This window comes from Aurantibacter sp., from assembly GCF_039941195.1.
Lineage (GTDB): Bacteria > Bacteroidota > Bacteroidia > Flavobacteriales > Flavobacteriaceae > Aurantibacter_A.
Genome location: NZ_JBDVFA010000103.1, coordinates 23,034 through 38,060, shown reverse-complemented (window position 1 = coordinate 38,060; position 15,027 = coordinate 23,034). Strand labels below are relative to the sequence as shown.

Sequence of the window (15,027 nt, the reverse complement as noted above, 5' to 3'; positions counted from 1 at the left end):
AATCCATCAACCTCTTAATAAAGATTTTTGGATATAGTCCAACTATTATTTTGGAATATTTCCAATTTTAGGAATATTTCCATAATTTTGGATTAATTACATGTTGATATGGATTTTAATCGAATTAAGGAAAAATTAAACATATTAGCCGATGCTGCTAAGTACGATGTATCGTGCTCTAGTAGCGGAAGTAATCGCAAAAATAAAAACAATGGTTTGGGCGATACAGGCAGCGGTATTTGCCATACCTATACCGAGGATGGAAGATGCGTGTCCTTATTAAAAATATTACTTACCAATCATTGTATTTTCGATTGCGCCTATTGTGTTACCCGAAAAAGTAATGATATAAAAAGGGCTGCTTTTAAAATACAAGAAGTAGTAGACCTAACAATCAATTTTTATAGAAGAAACTATATTGAAGGATTGTTCTTGAGTTCGGGAATATTTAAAAGCCCCGATTACACAATGGAACGTTTAATTGCAGTGGCAAAAAAACTCCGTATAGAAGAGAATTTCAACGGCTACATTCATTTAAAATCAATTCCTGGTGCTAGTGATGAGCTCATGTATGAAGCAGGTTTATATGCAGATCGTTTATCGGTAAACATAGAAATACCAACAATTTCTGGACTTAAATTATTGGCACCTGATAAAAAGCATGAAGATTTTACGAAGCCAATGCTAAAGGTTAAAAATGAAATTATAAGATATCAAGAAGAACGGAAAATAATTCGTAGTACTGCTAAATATGCCCCCGCCGGACAAAGCACACAAATGATTGTAGGAGCTACTGGTGAATCTGACAAAGACATCATGTATTCCGCCACTCACTTCTATAAAAATTATAAAATGAAACGCGTTTATTACTCCGGTTATGTTCCTATTTCCACAGATAATCGGTTGCCCTCAATTGGCTCTGAAGTGCCCATGCTAAGAGAAAATAGGTTATATCAAACCGATTGGTTACTGCGCTTTTATGGTTTTAGTGTAAATGAAATTTTAGATGCAAAAAATCCAAATTTAGAAATGGATATTGATCCAAAATTAATGTGGGCACTACGTAATCTAAATTATTTTCCAGTAGATATTAATAAAGCTGACAAAAGAATGTTAGCCAGAATACCGGGTATAGGAATGGGTTCAGTACATAAAATTTTAAGTGGAAGAAAACATCGCAGTCTTAATTGGACTCATTTAAAAAAAATGGGCATTGCCTTAAACCGTGCAAAGTATTTTATCATTTGCAACTCTCGAGACTGGGAAAGACGCGATTTAGATGCTGCAAAAATTAAAGGCATGATTTTACAATCTCAAAATAGTAAGTTCAAAAATCATTTTAATAATCAATTGTCATTGTTCAACTAATAATTTTCAAACCTTCAAAACCTATCCTATGGAACACCTTACCAATACTACAAATGTTTCAAATTCTATTATTAACTTAATTACATTACGCAGTAAGAATCAATTTTTATCAATGGGTTATAAGGTGGTTGTACTCAAACATAATTTTAAGAAACGTCTTCGACTTTTGAAGTATATAGTACTACATAAAAATTAGGGTTCACCAATGAATACTGAAAAAACACTAGTTTATGATGGCAGCTTTAATGGTTTGCTAACGGCTGTGTTTTATGCATTCGAACAAAAACTAAACCATGCCGATATTCAACGACAAGGGCAGCTTCAAAGTGGTTTATTTAATGAAATAGAAACCATTTTTACTTGCAATAAAAAAGCAGAACGCGTACGAAATGGCATAAAGAAAAAAAATAAGAACGCTCTTAAAAATATATACTACGCTTATCTAAGTGAACAAAAAAACATTGAAGCTTTCATCTACATTTTTGTTCAAAAATTAATGAAACCTAAACAACATAAATCTACCGACTATAGCGATGATTGTATCTTAAAAATCAATCAATTAGCGCATAAAGTAGGACGTGAAAAACATCGTATGGAGGCCTTCGTACGATTTCAATTGACGAAAGACAATGTGTACTTCGCTAATATTGAACCCGACTATGATGTACTTCCATTGATATCCAAACATTTTAAACATAGATATGCAGATCAGCAATGGATTATTTATGATGTAAAACGTAATTACGGATTATTTTATAATTTAGAGAATCTTGAAATAATAACATTAGATTTAAAAAGTATTTACGCTAATAGTTTATCCAAAAGTTCAGTTTTTAAGGAGGCCGAATTTGAATATCAAAACTTATGGAATAACTACTTTAAAAGTACTTCTATACAATCGCGAATAAATTTAAAGTTACACATACAACACGTTCCTAAAAGATATTGGAAATACCTTTCAGAAAAAAAAGAGCTATAAGAAAAGTTCGGTAAAAGTTAAAAGCAACACTTTTATTTTTTAACTTATTGAAAAATAAAATAATACGGCCCATAATTATTAAATAACATTTAAATATTCTTCCCCCGAATTAGTCAACAATTACGATACAATTGTCATAATTAGGTAGACACTTTCTTAATAGATTAGAACTAATAGTACCCAGTAATGAACGGCAAAATTAAATATCGATTTACATCTAAAATGTGGCAACACGATTCACCTGGTGGTTGGTATTTTGTTTCATTGCCTATAATTATATCAAAAGAAATAAGAGAAAATCTTGGTTGGCAAGAAGAAGGTTGGGGAAGAATGAAATCGTTTGCAGAAATTGAAGCAGTACAATGGGATACAGCTATTTGGTTCGATTCAAAATCAGACACCTACGTATTACCTATTAAATCTGAAATTAGAAAAAAAACTGGGTTGAAAGTTAATAAGCAAGTTGAAATCAGAATTTGGATTTAAGCTCATAGTTCAGGCTAAACTCTCTTTCTTAAATTCCGAAGGAGGGACACCTACATATTTTTTAAAAAACCTAGAAAAGCTACTCATAGAATCAAATCCCAATTCAAAAGCTAATTCCTTTGTAGAAATTTCACTACGTACAAGCCTACGTTTTGCTTCTGTGATTTGACGTTGTTGTATAATCTGTTTAGCCGTTAAGTTAAGTTTTTCTTTTAAAATTTGATTTAATCGTTTACTACTAACCCCTATTTTATTTGCATAATATTTAGTGGCGGTTTCCTGTAAAAAATGAATTTCCATAAGTTCCAAAAACTCAAATACTCTTTTTTGATTCAAATCTTGTTCTAAAAAACCATCATTTTGAAACCGAATTAAATGAAGCAACAAAACTTTCAATAATGTTTTCAGCATTATATAAGATACTGCCTCATCTTTAAATTCATTCTCTAACAACTGAATTAATTTACGAATCTTCTTGATTTCAATAATATCAGTTAAAATAAATAGTGGGTATTTATTGAATAGCGACATCACATCTAATACATATTCAATATCGTCTTCATCGATTAAATCTCTTTCAAAATTTAATAAAACACCCTTATTATTATTAAATGCTTCACTCTTAAAAACCTCATTTAATGGTTTAAAATGAACAATTAATTTGTTTTTAGTTTCAAATTCAAAGTAAATGCCCATTGAATTATTTGACAGCAATACAATATTACTTTCAAATACATTAATCAATTGAATTTTACTTTTCCAATGTTCGTTCTGCATTTACTTTTAAGGTATGCTACAAAAGTAAATGATTTTATCATTGTTATTAACTGTCCAATTTTCGGAACATAAAATAAATAACACAACCAATAACTAGTGCTAAGCCTGAAGAGACAGCATAAATGGCCTTGTAATTACTAGAAATATATTCTATAAATGTAGATAAAAACTGTCCTCCAAAAACTGCCATTGAAAACAAACCTAAATTTTTACCTTGGTTCTTCAATGTACTTGCCTCAAGCATCATATGGTTTAATAAAGGTATTGTAAAACCAAAACCGATACCAATAAACAATACTGTTAAAACCAAAAATGGAAAACTGAGGGTAGTTGCCAGCACCAAATATCCTAACATAAAAAATAGAAATCCGAGAACTACAGTACGGCCATCTCCTAAAATCATAACCATCTTTGGCATTTGACTGGCAGTAATAATAGCTATTACCGAAATAAATGCCATGAGATATCCGGTCTGGGATTCACTAAATTCAAATGTTTGAGGTAAATATAATGGCAATGTAACGAAGCCAATAAAAAACAACATCATTGCCAATAATGATGCACTAAAAATTAGCTTAACCTTAGATTTACCATTTTCAACTACATTAGAGGTAGTGGCATTTTCTTTAGATTTAGGTTGGGTTTTAGGCAATGATTTCATTACTAAAAGCAAACATACTAGTGCAACCAAATAAATATAAAATGGGTATTGCCAATTTATTTCGCCCAATACACCGCCCATAGCTAAAAAAACTACACCTCCAAATTCAATTGCCATTCCTTGCCATGCAATCATTTTCATTCTAGCCTCACCAATGAACAACTCCGCAATATAAGCGGTTACAGAAACCTGAATAGCCACAGTTGCTGCCCCAAGAAGGATTCTATCAATAATTAACAAATAATCATTCGAAATAAATGCTCCAATTAATCCTAAAACCGCATAAGGAACAAGACCCATATACAATAAGTTAATTGTTCCGAACCTATTCAATAAACGCCCAATTAAAGGAGCAAATAGTACAACTCCTAAAGAAGGTAAGGTTAGCAACCAACTTGGTGAAAAAAACAAATTTTTGTGTGTAACAATTCCTGAAAGTGAAGGTGCGATAACTGTACCCACCATTATAGTTAAACTACTAACTAACAGCAAAGTAAAAATTCCTAAGTTCGATAATTTATTCATACTGCAAAATTCATTCAAATCTCACGTATAAAGTTTACCATTATGCCAAAATAGTGTGCAAAAATGGACATTTAACTATAAGGTTTCAGTAACAATTAATATAAGTGATTGTCACCTTAGCTTTATCTTGATTTTGGTTTTATGTATCTTTATAGGACTTTAAAAATCTAAACATAGCTTTGAGCTATATAATTGATTTTTGCATAAGAATTGAACCGCAAAGTAGTTGAAGAACATTCCTAACATATCTTTTGAAAGTGCTGACAACACTAAGGATTTTGAACTTTTAAATCTATCTCAATTATTTGCACGCATACCCAGTATTGTAGACCATAATCCTACACTCCCACATAGAATATCGTTTTTTGCATTATTAATTGTTACCGAGGGCTCAGGAAGTCATCAAATAGATTTAAAAGACTATCCCTTAAAAAAGGGTACCGTACTTAAAATATCAAAAGGGCAAATTCATGCTTTTCAAAAAATTCAAAAATATGAAGGGTTTTTATTATTATTTACCGAAAGGTTTTTAGTAAATTATTTTTCTAAATCATCAATAAAAATTATAACCCATTTATATAATTATCATTTATCAAGTCCTATTTTTAATGATAAGAAAGGGAATGAAAATTTTCTAAATCAATTAATATTAGAAATCCAATCTAAAAACACTTACGCCCAAAAAAATATTATTGCATCGCTATTATGTCTGTATTTATTACGATTAGAACGTCAATCGAATACAGAAAATTTGCAAAGTAGTAGCGCTAAACTTTATCCCATATTCTTAGCATTTAAAGATCTGGTAGAATCAAAATATACCACTACTCGAAATGTAAAAGATTATGCAAACATGCTCTTTATTTCTACTAAACATCTCAACTTGGTTGTAAAAGAATTCACTCTAAATACGGCTAAAATTTTCATTGATGATTTTGTGATTCTTGAATCAAAAAGAGCCATCGCGAGTTCCAATAAAAGTTTAAAAGAAATTGGGTATGCCATGGGATTTGATGAAGTAACTAACTTTACCAAATTCTTCAAAAAACACACCGGAACAACCCCAAAGCAATTCAAATTAGAATTGTAGACACTTACTCACATTTACCATTTTAAGTCAATTATTTACCTGTGCAGATAAAACACTTTAGATCAATTTTGCATTAAACTTTAAAATCAAAGAAAATGAAAACAAAATTGATAGTACTTATAGGTATCACTTTATTAAATATAAGTGTTGGTATAGCGCAGAATAAAACAGTTACAGATTACAACTACGAATTTGGAGCACCAGAATATTTACTAGATGGATACTCTTTAAATTTTCAATATCAAAATGGCACTGCTATTCACATGGAGTTTAATAATGGAAAGGCCAAATATGAATGGGTAGCAGGACCAGCTACTGGGAATGGGAATAAAGACATACCGTATCGTTCTCGAAAAATTGGCGACGAAATGTACTTAATAAACTGGCATGAAACAGGAATAAAAGACTACTTAACAATTGTTTTTGATTTTAAAAAAATGATAGTACACAGCTCCATTATAGTTGGTTATCAAGATAAACCAGAAAGAAAATTAAGAACGGTTTTTAGAAGTGGAATCATTGATCATTTAAAAATGGTAGAATAAATTATCCTCCTATTAAAATAGTATTAGGTACCACATTTACCATTTTTATCACCGCTTTGATAATAAAAAAGCCAATCATTTTATTCAACTTTGTACTGTTAATCACATAGTCTAAAAATAGTAGGCCTTACTGTTGTTCATTTTGGTCTCAACGATGTTCACCTTATATATTTATTACCCATGATTACTTTAGATAATTATAAAATAGAAGACACATTAGAAGCGCTATATAACGATGCAAAAAATGACCAAAATAGAATTTTAAGAGCGCTAGAGAATAGAACCTCAGAGCACTTTGAGCCTATAGACTTTAAGGATGCCTATCTTGCAATTTCTAGACAGCAAGGGGAACACTTAAAACGGTTAATTAAAGTAAATAATGTTAAAAATATTGTAGAATTTGGCACTTCTTTTGGCATATCTACATTATTCTTAGCACAAGGTGTACAGCAAACAGGTGGTAAAATTATAACCACTGAGCTAATAGAATCGAAAGCTCATAAAGCCATTGAAAATTTTAAAAGAGCCGGGGTAGAAAAATATATCGAGGTGAGAATTGGAAATGCAATGGACACCTTAAAGAATTATACAGACACCATAGACCTATTACTTTTAGACGGTTGGAAAGACTTGTATTTGCCACTTTTTCAATTGCTGGAACCAAACTTTACTAGTAATACGATTATTTATGTAGATAATGCAGAAATGTCTGATACGCAAGTATTTTTAAGGGCAGTAAGTCAAAACCCTAATTACATTATGCATCCTACATTTGGTGGGAAAGCGGTTTTAATCCATTTTAAAAAAGAAAATAATGAGTGATATAGCTAGTTGCCCAACATGCGGCAGTAAATCAAAAGTTAAAGAAAAGAATGGTCAAACAGTTTACGAAGCTGTACAAGATGAAGAGGCATTTAAAAAAATTGGTCAACTTAAAAAGGCCATGCAAAAATTTAAAGCAAAGGCTGAAGCTTTAGAAATTGAATTAGAAGCCTTGAAAATAAAAAACTAAGTGTATGGACACAGATACGAATAAAAAAAATGCAATAGCTTTTTATAAAATGGCCTATGAAGGAAATCCAACAAAAGCCGTTGAGCTTTATGTGGGCGATGAATATATTCAACATAATCCTCTAGTAGCTGATGGTCCACAAGCTTTTATAGATTACTTTAATCGGATGCAAAAAGAATATCCAGAAAAATCTATAAAATTCGTTCGTGCAGTTTCAGAAGGGAATCTTGTGGCGCTACATACACACCAAGTTTGGCCCGACAATGATGAATATATTACTATGGATTTTTTTAGATTTTCTGATGCTGGTAAAATAGTTGAACACTGGGATAGTATTCAACAAATACCAAAAACAGCTATGAATACAAATACTATGTACAAATAAATGAGATTTTTAAAACAAAATTACGGTTGGATGATAGTGGCAGTTTTAGCTTCGCTGCCTTTATTAGCTATATTTAATATGCTTCATTTCGATTTTTCTGACGCTATAACAATAAGCCTTATTGAAGAATCTGGCGGTAAGGGCAAAACTACTTTAGAAATGTTATATCACGTTTCTGGTGAATTCGCAATACGATGGATGACGGCCGTATTAACTTTAACACCTGTATTTATAATTTTCGGTGTAAGTAATCTTTTTGTAAGGCAAGCTATGGGAATAGCGACTGCAATATGGAGCATACTTCACTTTATAATTTTTGTAGCTGCTGAAGGTTTTTTGGAAACTTTTACTCAGGTAAATTATGTTGCCGGGTTTATTGCAATTCTTATAATAATACCATTGCTTTTCACATCAAACCGAAAATCAATGAAATTATTAAAAGTGAAATGGAAGAAATTACAAAGCTTAGCCTATGTCGCCATTTTATTGAGCTTAATTCACGTGGCTATATTAGATAAAACCTGGATAATTTATGCTGTTATTGTAGGTCTAGGGTTTATTATTCGCGTGCCTGTTATAAAGGACGAAATATTAAAAATGCGAAAAAGCAGAAAAGCTGCAAAATCATAATTTTAATATGAGTTTACTAGAAAGTATAATTAAAAAGTTCGTTTTACAAGATGCCGTAATCACAAAAAAAATACAACTTACCGAATCTGCTTATAGCATTAGATTACAAAGCGAGAGTATTAAGAAAGCTGAATTTGAGCCAGGATATTTTATACGATTAGGTATTGGTATTGGCAATGATGATTTATCATTTAAAGATAAAATAAGAAGTTATAGTGTTTGGGATATTAATAAAATCGATGGCTATATAGATCTTGCAATTGCAACCGAAAGTAAAGGAATAGGTGCACAATGGGTCGAAAACTGTAATGAAGGTGATAGTGTATATTTTAAATGGAAAAAAGGAAATTTTTTACTTGATGCTACTGCCGATAGTTATTTAATGGTTGGTGATTTATCTGCTCTTTCTCACTTGTATATATTAAATAGAAATCTACCAGAAAATAAGCAAGTTAATGGAATTATTTATAGTTCGCATACACAAGATTTCTTTAAAGATATCAATGGTAGTAACCCTTTTAATTTTCATAACTTACCACAAAACTCAACTAAAGAAATTTTAAAATATATAAAGGCTACCCTCCCAAACATGCCAGGAGAAAAAATGGTATACATTGCTGGAGATAGTAGAGTTTGTGTGACTTTAAACCAATTTTTTAGGCATGAATTAAACTGGAACACCAAACAAATTAAGACTAAACCATTCTGGAATCCAGATAAAAAAGGATTAGAATAAAATGATATTACACGAAAAATATAAACAAGTACGGCAGGCAACAATTGATTTTTGTAGCCATTTGGAAATTGAAGATTATTCAATTCAAGTGGTTCAGTTTGCGAGTCCAGCTAAATGGCATTTAGCCCATACAACTTGGTTTTTTGAAACATTCATTTTAAAAAATTACGTAGAGAATTATACGGAGTACAATGCTAATTTCAACTATTTATTTAATAGTTATTATAATAATGCTGGTGATAGAATTTTACAAAATAACAGAGGCAATATGTCGCGACCAAGTATTGATAAAATATTTGAATACCGTGCCTATGTGGATACGAAAATGTTTGAATTTCTAAAGGATGTTTCTGAACAAAAAATAATAGACTTGGTAACCTTAGGTCTAAATCATGAGCAACAACACCAAGAGTTATTGGTTACAGATGTAAAATATATGCTTGGGCACAATCCAATTTTCCCCGAGTTCCATGAAGCATTTCATTTAGTTAATGATTTCAACACCTATAATTCAAGTGTAAAAATCAAAGCCGGAAATTATAATATTGGTCACCAAGGCCCAGGCTTTTGTTATGACAATGAATTGGGTGTACATAAGGTTTATGTAGCTGATTTCGAGATTAACAATCACTTGACAACCAATGGTGAGTTTATAGCATTTATGGAATCTGGTGGATATTCAGATTTTAATTTGTGGTTAGATGAAGGTTGGTCTTGGGTAAATTCCAATAATATTAGTGCGCCAATGTATTGGCATATTATTGATGGTGAATGGCATTATTATACATTATCCGGTTTACAAAAGGTAGATAAAAATGCCATTTTAACACATGTAAATTATTATGAAGCTAATGCATATGCCGAATGGAAAGGCATGCGATTACCAAGTGAGTTCGAATGGGAAATAGCCGCAAACCAATTGGACTGGGGCCGGCGATGGGAATGGACAAATAGTGCCTACCTACCCTATCCCAATTTTATTAAAGAAAATGGAGCCGTTGGGGAATATAATGGGAAATTTATGAGCAATAAAATGGTTTTAAGAGGAGCTTCCGTAGCTACTTCTAAAAATCATAGTCGACCAACATATCGAAACTTTTTTAACCCCGTCGAAAGGTGGCAGTATACTGGAATAAGATTAGCTAAATAGATGATAGACACATTTAAGAGTGACGTACAAGAAGGTCTTGACGCAAGTCCTAAAACACTTCCTTCAAAATATTTTTACAACAAAAAAGGTGATGCGCTTTTTGTTGAAATAATGAATTTACCAGAGTATTATCTTACTCGTAGTGAATTGGATATTTTTAAGAATAAAACTCAAGATTTAATTGACGGGGTTGACATAAAACTAAATTCATATTTCGAATTAATTGAACTTGGTGCTGGCGATGGTTTAAAAACTAAAGAACTACTAAGAGAACTTGATGCTCAAAATTTCAAATTCGATTATTTTCCAATTGATATTTCTTCGAATGCACTAAAACTGTTAAAGAAAGACCTAAATACTGCGCTACCAAATGTTTCTGTTATACCGAAACAAGGAGATTATTTTAAAGTATTAGACTCTTTAAAAAGAAGTAAACAACCTAAAGTTATATTATTTCTAGGCTCAAATATTGGTAATATGACTGATGAAGTTGCCACTCAATTCATCTATAATTTAGGGTCTAACCTCAATGCTGGTGATAAATTATTATTAGGTGTAGATTTAATTAAGGCAAAAGAAATAGTACTTCCGGCGTATAACGATAGTAATGGAATTACTGCGGCCTTTAATCTCAATTTAATGGACCGAATAAATAATGAATTAGGAGCGGATTTTAAAACAGCGAATTTTGAACATCGTCCTGAATACAACGAAGAAGAAGGCATTGCAAAAAGTTTTATAGTTAGTACAGTAAATCAGACGGTAACTATAAAAAATATTGGTAAATCTTATGAATTCGTTGCAGGTGAAAAGATACGTACCGAAATTTCTAGAAAGTATAATGATGAACTGATTGAGAAAATAATTAACGATACAGATTTTACTCTTGTAACAAAAATCATGGATAGTAAAGAATATTTTGCAGATTATATTCTTACAAGGCATTAAAAAAGATCATCAAAACTTTTACTTGATTTTCACATCACATATTTACCATTTTTAAGCTAAGAAATATCTAAATTATACAAAGTATTAACCGCAACTTTGAATGGTAAAAAGAATATTAAAACTATCTCATGAAAATAGCAGTAACATCAGCAAGCGGAAAATTAGGTGCGTCAATCGTTAGCCATTTAATTAAAGAAATTGGCAAAGAAAATGTTATAGGGATTGCCCGAACACCGGAAAGAGCAGAGCATTTAGGTATAGAAATTAGAAAAGGAGATTATAATAATGTTCAGGATTTTGATATAGCCTTAAAAGATATTGATGCTGTGCTTTTAGTTTCTGGCATGGACGACCCAAAAAAAAGAATTCAACAACACCGAAATGTAATTAATGCCGCAAAAAATAATGGTGTTAAGAAAATAGTATACACCAGTATAGTTGGAGATGAAAACAAAAATGCCTTCAGCCCTATAGTACAAAGTAATCGTCAAACCGAAGAAGATATTAAAAATTCTGGCTTAACATGGGTTATAGGTAGAAATGGAATTTACATTGAACCCGATTTAGAATATTTAGAAACTTATTTAAAAGAAGGTGAAATTAGAAATTGTGCTGGCGAAGGAAAATGTACCTACACAAGCCGAGAAGAATTAGGTTTTGCTTATACCAAAATGCTTGTAGAAGAGAAACATAATGGTAAAACATACAACCTCGTAGGTGAACCCATTACACAAAGTCAACTTGCTGATTACATAAACCTAGTTTTCAACACAAATCTTGCGTATAACTCGGTAACTTTTGACGCATATTTAGAAGAAAGAACATCGGAATTGGGAGAATTTATGGGGACAGTAATTGCAGGAATCTACGAAGGGATTAAAAATGGAGCTAATGATGTTCCTTCCGATTTTGAAAAGGCAACAGGACGACCACATAAATCTGCATTAGACCTAGTAAAAGAATTCTAAAAATTACAAATTAAAAGCCAAGGTTAAACAAGACCTTGGCTCTTTTTTGTTCTTCGTTTAACTTAGATAAGATTTTAACATCCAAATCAACTTTTCTTGTCCCGAAATTAAATCACTCATTAACGAAGAAGTTCCTTCATCATTTTGATCAGAAGACAATTCTAAAATTTCTCTTTCTTGAAGTAATAGTACACTTAGATTATTTAAAATAGAACTAACAGCAGTATCACCATCAGATACATTTTTAATTATTCTAATAGATTTATTGTCTATATAATCTTCATACGTATGCAAGGGATTTAATCCTAAAGATAAAATACGCTCTGCAATTTCATCTACTACTTCATTGGTTTCCGTATAAAGCTCTTCAAATTTTTCATGTAAAAAGAAGAAATTTCTCCCCTTTACATTCCAATGCAAACCTCTTAGGTTCATATAATACACCTGAAAATCTGCTAAAAGCATATTAAGTTTATTGGTTACGTCAATTTTATAATCCTCATTCAATCCTACTGTTTTTTCTAAAGTTTCCATAATCATTTTGCTTTTTAATTATGAAGTAAAATTAGCTAGTAAGCATAAGGTAGCCGGTAACTTAAGTTACACATGCCATAAGTTTTAATTATACCGATATTGATAATTTTAAAAAACCAATATCCATGAGGAAATGATAAAAAACAAACTATATAATAAACCTTAGAAATAAATTAAAAAAAAATAAGCTTATGTGACAATAGTCACATTTCATCTCAAAAACCCATCGTAATTTTACGATTATAATTATGAAAAGAAGCACAGAGCATATCGTATATAAAGAAAATACCGAGGCACTAGCAAGATTTGCAAAAGCTTTAGGACATCCTACACGAATTGCCATTCTAAAACATTTAGAAAAACAATCGTGTTGCTTTACTGGTGATTTGGTCGATGTATTTCCTTTGGCACAGTCAACAGTTTCGCAACATTTAAAAGAATTAAAAAATGCTGGTTTAATTCAAGGTGAGCTTAAACCACCCAAAATAAAATACTGTATTAATCAAGAAAACTGGAAAATAGCAAAGCGTTTGTTCAATCAGTTTTTTAAGTAATATTTTTTTAATCTAATCGTCTATTGCCGATAAACAAATAAAATTATTATGAGTCATGTAATTAAAATTTTAGGAACAGGTTGTCCAAAATGTAAAACATTAACCATGGTAGTTAAAGATGTTATTGACCAGAATAGCATTGATGCTTCCATAGAAAAAGTAGAGGATATTGTGGAAATTATGAAATATAATGTAATGACTACGCCTGCTTTGGTGATAGATGATGTTATAAAAACGAAAGGTAGAATACCTTCAAAAGAAGAGGTGTTAGCATTTTTAAACTAATTAAAACAAAAAGTTATGGAGTATTTTATCAAGGCATCATCCATTGCTAATCAAGATGCCACAATTCACATTAAGGAATCTAACATTCACTTTGGTACAACATCGCAAACAGCTACCACGCTACCGAACCCTGCAGAATTATTTTTGGGTTCCTTTACTGCTTGTATGCTTAAAAATGTTGAGCGTTTTTCCCATATGATGAAATTCACTTATACAAAAGCAGCAGTAAAAGTAAATGCCACGCGGTTAGAGCATCCGCCTAGAATGGATAATATTAATTACGAATTAACTATTTACGGCAATGACGATAAGTTAAATATAGACCTCTTAAAAAAGAACATTGAAAAGTTTGGAACCATATTTAACACAGTAAAGTTTTCATGCGACATTACTGGCACCATTTTAACAGAAAGAGATGTTTAATTGGCTTCAACATTTTGCGGATTGGCTTATTTATTCAGTCTTTAATGTTGGTGCCGAAACTCATTTCGGCACCGCATTAAACTTCTTCGTTTTTGATACTCTTAAAATTCTTATTCTATTATTTTTCATAGTGTTTTTAATGGGAATTGTAAAAGCATATTTCCCCATAGAACGTCTAAAAAATTACCTAAATGAGAAAAAGCTCTATGGATTGGAATACTTCTTTGCTTCCATTTTTGGTGCCATAACTCCGTTTTGCTCGTGTTCTTCGGTACCATTGTTTATAGGTTTTGTACAAGGTGGTATTCCACTTGGGGTAACCTTCGCATTCCTAATAACTTCACCATTAGTTAATGAAGTTGCCGTTGCTATGTTTTTAGGCATGTTCGGTATTAAAGCCACCTTAATTTATGCTATTTCTGGAATTTTATTAGGTACAATTGGCGGATGGTTGTTGGGCAAATTTAACCTAGAACCCCTATTATCCGATTGGGTAAAAGCAATTCTCGCCAATAAAATGCAGCAAGCCAGTTTTGAAGGCGAGAATAGAACTTTTAAACAACGGTTGCCTGAAATTACACGTAACGCCTGGGATATTGTAAAAGGTGTTCTCCTTTACGTTATTATAGGCATAGCTATAGGTGCCGCTATGCATGGCTTTGTACCGGAAAACTTCTTTAATGCTTACTTAGGTGGTGGCCAATGGTGGACAGTTTTACTTGCAGTTTTTCTAGCTGTACCTATGTATGCAAATGCTGCGGGTATTGTACCAATTATTCAGGTATTTGTAGCCAAAGGAGTTCCGCTGGGCACTGCAATAGCTTTTATGATGGCAACGGTAGGACTATCAATACCCGAAGCCACATTGCTTAAAAAAGTAATGTCAGTTAAATTAATTGCCATCTTCTTTGGCGTAGTTACGCTCTGTATTATCATATCGGGCTATCTTTTTAACCTTATTTTGTAATCAA

20 protein-coding genes are annotated in these 15,027 nt (G+C 31.7%); 17 read left to right on the top strand and 3 right to left on the bottom strand.

The features are described from left to right. The first annotated feature begins 108 nt into the window (after nucleotides 1-108). From ABJF52_RS17955 to ABJF52_RS17945, 3 genes are all read left to right on the top strand, one after another. Nucleotides 109-1,368 (top strand): putative DNA modification/repair radical SAM protein, encoded by a 1,260-nt coding sequence (locus ABJF52_RS17955; RefSeq protein ID WP_348153388.1) that lies wholly within the window; start codon nucleotides 109-111, stop codon nucleotides 1,366-1,368. A 205-nt stretch (nucleotides 1,369-1,573) separates the two neighbouring features. After that, nucleotides 1,574-2,347, top strand: coding sequence for a TIGR03915 family putative DNA repair protein (locus tag ABJF52_RS17950; protein ID WP_348153386.1), 774 nt, complete (start codon nucleotides 1,574-1,576; stop codon nucleotides 2,345-2,347). Nucleotides 2,348-2,533: 186 nt separating this feature from the next. Next, nucleotides 2,534-2,833: a DUF1905 domain-containing protein gene (locus ABJF52_RS17945; protein WP_348153385.1), complete on the top strand. Its 300-nt coding sequence runs from the start codon at nucleotides 2,534-2,536 to the stop codon at nucleotides 2,831-2,833. Nucleotides 2,834-2,842: 9 nt separating this feature from the next. Here the strand turns inward: ABJF52_RS17945 and ABJF52_RS17940 are convergent, their stop codons facing one another. Together ABJF52_RS17940 and ABJF52_RS17935 are read right to left on the bottom strand one after the other, a co-directional pair. Beyond that, on the bottom strand, nucleotides 2,843-3,577 hold the full coding sequence (locus ABJF52_RS17940; RefSeq protein WP_348153383.1) for a helix-turn-helix domain-containing protein: 735 nt from the start codon (nucleotides 3,575-3,577) through the stop codon (nucleotides 2,843-2,845). Between the two features lie 79 nt (nucleotides 3,578-3,656). Beyond that, nucleotides 3,657-4,796 (bottom strand): MFS transporter, encoded by a 1,140-nt coding sequence (locus tag ABJF52_RS17935; protein ID WP_348153381.1) that lies wholly within the window; start codon nucleotides 4,794-4,796, stop codon nucleotides 3,657-3,659. 226 nt (nucleotides 4,797-5,022) lie between these two features. Between ABJF52_RS17935 and ABJF52_RS17930 the strand changes: the two genes are divergently transcribed. From ABJF52_RS17930 to ABJF52_RS17885, 10 genes are all read left to right on the top strand, one after another. Then, the gene (locus ABJF52_RS17930) at nucleotides 5,023-5,886 is read left to right on the top strand and encodes a helix-turn-helix transcriptional regulator (RefSeq protein WP_348153379.1); all 864 of its coding nucleotides are present in this window, start codon (nucleotides 5,023-5,025) and stop codon (nucleotides 5,884-5,886) included. 95 nt (nucleotides 5,887-5,981) lie between these two features. Next, nucleotides 5,982-6,431 carry a hypothetical protein gene (locus tag ABJF52_RS17925; protein WP_348153377.1) on the top strand — a complete coding sequence of 150 codons (450 nt, stop codon included), beginning with the start codon at nucleotides 5,982-5,984 and terminating at the stop codon, nucleotides 6,429-6,431. A 180-nt stretch (nucleotides 6,432-6,611) separates the two neighbouring features. After that, nucleotides 6,612-7,253, top strand: a complete 642-nt coding sequence (locus ABJF52_RS17920; RefSeq protein ID WP_348153375.1) for a class I SAM-dependent methyltransferase — start codon at nucleotides 6,612-6,614, stop codon at nucleotides 7,251-7,253. Beyond that, complete coding sequence (locus tag ABJF52_RS17915) at nucleotides 7,246-7,443, top strand: hypothetical protein (protein ID WP_348153373.1); 198 nt, start codon at nucleotides 7,246-7,248, stop codon at nucleotides 7,441-7,443. Before ABJF52_RS17920 ends, ABJF52_RS17915 begins: the two co-directional genes overlap by 8 nt. A 4-nt stretch (nucleotides 7,444-7,447) precedes the next feature. Continuing rightward, complete coding sequence (locus ABJF52_RS17910) at nucleotides 7,448-7,828, top strand: nuclear transport factor 2 family protein (RefSeq protein ID WP_348153372.1); 381 nt, start codon at nucleotides 7,448-7,450, stop codon at nucleotides 7,826-7,828. Beyond that, nucleotides 7,829-8,458, top strand: coding sequence for a ferric reductase (locus tag ABJF52_RS17905; RefSeq protein WP_348153370.1), 630 nt, complete (start codon nucleotides 7,829-7,831; stop codon nucleotides 8,456-8,458). It abuts the gene before it with no gap. Between the two features lie 7 nt (nucleotides 8,459-8,465). After that, nucleotides 8,466-9,194: an SIP domain-containing protein gene (locus tag ABJF52_RS17900; RefSeq protein ID WP_348153368.1), complete on the top strand. Its 729-nt coding sequence runs from the start codon at nucleotides 8,466-8,468 to the stop codon at nucleotides 9,192-9,194. A 1-nt stretch (nucleotide 9,195) separates the two neighbouring features. Further along, the gene (egtB, locus tag ABJF52_RS17895; protein WP_348153366.1) at nucleotides 9,196-10,344 is read left to right on the top strand and encodes an ergothioneine biosynthesis protein EgtB; all 1,149 of its coding nucleotides are present in this window, start codon (nucleotides 9,196-9,198) and stop codon (nucleotides 10,342-10,344) included. Further along, the gene (locus ABJF52_RS17890) at nucleotides 10,345-11,292 is read left to right on the top strand and encodes an L-histidine N(alpha)-methyltransferase (RefSeq protein ID WP_348153365.1); all 948 of its coding nucleotides are present in this window, start codon (nucleotides 10,345-10,347) and stop codon (nucleotides 11,290-11,292) included. It abuts the gene before it with no gap. Between the two features lie 128 nt (nucleotides 11,293-11,420). Continuing rightward, nucleotides 11,421-12,260 carry an SDR family oxidoreductase gene (locus tag ABJF52_RS17885; protein ID WP_348153363.1) on the top strand — a complete coding sequence of 280 codons (840 nt, stop codon included), beginning with the start codon at nucleotides 11,421-11,423 and terminating at the stop codon, nucleotides 12,258-12,260. Nucleotides 12,261-12,317: 57 nt separating this feature from the next. On the opposite strand, the gene ABJF52_RS17880 is transcribed toward ABJF52_RS17885, so the two are convergent. Further along, the gene (locus tag ABJF52_RS17880; RefSeq protein ID WP_348153362.1) at nucleotides 12,318-12,794 is read right to left on the bottom strand and encodes a DNA starvation/stationary phase protection protein; all 477 of its coding nucleotides are present in this window, start codon (nucleotides 12,792-12,794) and stop codon (nucleotides 12,318-12,320) included. A 248-nt stretch (nucleotides 12,795-13,042) separates the two neighbouring features. On the opposite strand from ABJF52_RS17880, the gene ABJF52_RS17875 reads away from it, so the two are divergent. From ABJF52_RS17875 to ABJF52_RS17860, 4 genes are read left to right on the top strand one after another with little or no spacing between them, the layout of a single operon-like run. Further along, nucleotides 13,043-13,348, top strand: a complete 306-nt coding sequence (locus tag ABJF52_RS17875; protein ID WP_348153360.1) for a metalloregulator ArsR/SmtB family transcription factor — start codon at nucleotides 13,043-13,045, stop codon at nucleotides 13,346-13,348. Nucleotides 13,349-13,396: 48 nt separating this feature from the next. Beyond that, the gene (locus tag ABJF52_RS17870; protein WP_348153358.1) at nucleotides 13,397-13,633 is read left to right on the top strand and encodes a thioredoxin family protein; all 237 of its coding nucleotides are present in this window, start codon (nucleotides 13,397-13,399) and stop codon (nucleotides 13,631-13,633) included. 15 nt (nucleotides 13,634-13,648) lie between these two features. After that, entirely contained in the window at nucleotides 13,649-14,056 is a 408-nt protein-coding gene (locus ABJF52_RS17865; RefSeq protein ID WP_348153357.1) for an OsmC family protein, read from the top strand. Continuing rightward, complete coding sequence (locus ABJF52_RS17860; protein WP_348153355.1) at nucleotides 14,049-15,023, top strand: permease; 975 nt, start codon at nucleotides 14,049-14,051, stop codon at nucleotides 15,021-15,023. Before ABJF52_RS17865 ends, ABJF52_RS17860 begins: the two co-directional genes overlap by 8 nt. Nucleotides 15,024-15,027: the final 4 nt, after the last annotated feature.

What these genes read in the sequence shown, in the direction of transcription:
- ABJF52_RS17865 (WP_348153357.1), top strand. Translation starts at nt 13,649, where the DNA reads ATGGAGTATTTTATCAAGGCATCATCCATTGCTAATCAAGATGCCACA.
- ABJF52_RS17915 (WP_348153373.1), top strand. Translation starts at nt 7,246, where the DNA reads ATGAGTGATATAGCTAGTTGCCCAACATGCGGCAGTAAATCAAAAGTT.
- ABJF52_RS17905 (WP_348153370.1), top strand. Translation starts at nt 7,829, where the DNA reads ATGAGATTTTTAAAACAAAATTACGGTTGGATGATAGTGGCAGTTTTA.
- ABJF52_RS17925 (WP_348153377.1), top strand. Translation starts at nt 5,982, where the DNA reads ATGAAAACAAAATTGATAGTACTTATAGGTATCACTTTATTAAATATA.
- ABJF52_RS17890 (WP_348153365.1), top strand. Translation starts at nt 10,345, where the DNA reads ATGATAGACACATTTAAGAGTGACGTACAAGAAGGTCTTGACGCAAGT.
- ABJF52_RS17860 (WP_348153355.1), top strand. Translation starts at nt 14,049, where the DNA reads ATGTTTAATTGGCTTCAACATTTTGCGGATTGGCTTATTTATTCAGTC.
- ABJF52_RS17935 (WP_348153381.1), bottom strand. Translation starts at nt 4,796, where the DNA reads ATGAATAAATTATCGAACTTAGGAATTTTTACTTTGCTGTTAGTTAGT.
- ABJF52_RS17880 (WP_348153362.1), bottom strand. Translation starts at nt 12,794, where the DNA reads ATGGAAACTTTAGAAAAAACAGTAGGATTGAATGAGGATTATAAAATT.
- ABJF52_RS17950 (WP_348153386.1), top strand. Translation starts at nt 1,574, where the DNA reads ATGAATACTGAAAAAACACTAGTTTATGATGGCAGCTTTAATGGTTTG.
- ABJF52_RS17920 (WP_348153375.1), top strand. Translation starts at nt 6,612, where the DNA reads ATGATTACTTTAGATAATTATAAAATAGAAGACACATTAGAAGCGCTA.
- ABJF52_RS17955 (WP_348153388.1), top strand. Translation starts at nt 109, where the DNA reads ATGGATTTTAATCGAATTAAGGAAAAATTAAACATATTAGCCGATGCT.
- ABJF52_RS17900 (WP_348153368.1), top strand. Translation starts at nt 8,466, where the DNA reads ATGAGTTTACTAGAAAGTATAATTAAAAAGTTCGTTTTACAAGATGCC.
- ABJF52_RS17885 (WP_348153363.1), top strand. Translation starts at nt 11,421, where the DNA reads ATGAAAATAGCAGTAACATCAGCAAGCGGAAAATTAGGTGCGTCAATC.
- egtB (WP_348153366.1), top strand. Translation starts at nt 9,196, where the DNA reads ATGATATTACACGAAAAATATAAACAAGTACGGCAGGCAACAATTGAT.
- ABJF52_RS17875 (WP_348153360.1), top strand. Translation starts at nt 13,043, where the DNA reads ATGAAAAGAAGCACAGAGCATATCGTATATAAAGAAAATACCGAGGCA.
- ABJF52_RS17870 (WP_348153358.1), top strand. Translation starts at nt 13,397, where the DNA reads ATGAGTCATGTAATTAAAATTTTAGGAACAGGTTGTCCAAAATGTAAA.
- ABJF52_RS17945 (WP_348153385.1), top strand. Translation starts at nt 2,534, where the DNA reads ATGAACGGCAAAATTAAATATCGATTTACATCTAAAATGTGGCAACAC.
- ABJF52_RS17910 (WP_348153372.1), top strand. Translation starts at nt 7,448, where the DNA reads ATGGACACAGATACGAATAAAAAAAATGCAATAGCTTTTTATAAAATG.